Here is a 1,120-nt window from a genome sequence, read left to right as displayed (position 1 = left end):
CCAACGCCATCTTCGGCGGTTCGGCGTCGTTCATTTCCATCGCGCTCATCGAGGCCACGGGCAACGCCATCGCCCCGGCCTGGTACATGGTGGCCATCTCCGTCATCGCGTTTGTCGCCATGCTGATGACCCACGACAACTCAAAGAAGAAGCTCACCGATATCGACTAGTCTTATGAGCTGAATCTTCTATTGCAGCCGGGCGGACGGGAGGGCCGCTCGGCTGCTTTTTCATTGTGCGCTCGCACAATGAGGACAACCTTCGATGTAGGTTCAAATATTTCGGAAAAATAACTCTCATCAGGGGTTTCAATAGTGTTCGATTCATGATAAAGTCTCGCAAAGTAAACAATCAGGAAGCGAGGCTCCCATGACCAAGCCCTTGGCCAAGCCCAAATCTCTCAAAGCTCAGATCACGCGAACCTCGCTTGTGCTAGCCGCCGCTGCCTTGTTGCGCGAGCGCGGTCCCGAGGCGGTCACCTATCGCAAGGTGGCTGAGTGGGCGGGAGCGGCTTCCTCTTCAGTGGGCTATTACTTCGATTCCGTTACCGACCTGCTTTACGAAGCGGGCTGCTACAACATCGAGCTGTGGATTGCCCGCGCCGAGAAAGTCGCCCAGGCGGCCGACGCCATGGACGAGGCGGAATGTCGCGAGCGCGTGGTGGACCTGCTGCTCGAGGCCTGCCTGCCCGACGATTCCGTTTCCATGCCGGCCCACTACGCGCAGCTCATCGCCTCGGCCGAGGCTCCGGTTGTTACCGAGGCCTATCGCAAGGGCCGCGAGGCGCTCGATGCGGCCGTGAACCGCATTCTCGTGCGCGCCGGACTTCGCCTCACGCCGTCGGTGGTGGTGGCGCTCGTCGACGGGGGAGCAGTGAAGGCCATTTCCGAGGGCTACGAGGTGCGCGAAATCGTGCGCATGCTTCTCGAGTCCGCTATAGCCATCGATGATTGATGCACTTGCACTTTGATTTCCCCTTAGCCTAATTGACAAGGTGACAAAGGGATTTCAAGATATTTGTAAAGTTTCTTCGGTAAAAGGGTTTTGTGCACCTGCAAAAAATGGTATAACGTTCTTGTCTCAAAAGAGACGGAACAGTGCCTATGAGATAGGAGCACAT

General features: G+C 56.9%; 1 protein-coding gene. It reads left to right on the top strand.

What is annotated here, in order from left to right:
• Nucleotides 1-369: 369 nt before the first annotated feature.
• Complete coding sequence (locus tag VJ923_RS12145; RefSeq protein WP_326441849.1) at nt 370-954, top strand: TetR/AcrR family transcriptional regulator; 585 nt, start codon at nt 370-372, stop codon at nt 952-954.
• The last annotated feature ends 166 nt before the right edge of the window (nt 955-1,120 follow it).

It is taken from the genome of Adlercreutzia shanghongiae (assembly GCF_035830635.1).
Taxonomy (GTDB): Bacteria; Actinomycetota; Coriobacteriia; order Coriobacteriales; family Eggerthellaceae; genus Adlercreutzia; species Adlercreutzia shanghongiae.
The sequence above is the reverse complement of the archived record's forward strand: the minus strand, read 5'-3'. Positions and strand labels throughout refer to the sequence as shown.

What these genes read in the sequence shown, in the direction of transcription:
- VJ923_RS12145 (WP_326441849.1), top strand. Translation starts at nt 370, where the DNA reads ATGACCAAGCCCTTGGCCAAGCCCAAATCTCTCAAAGCTCAGATCACG.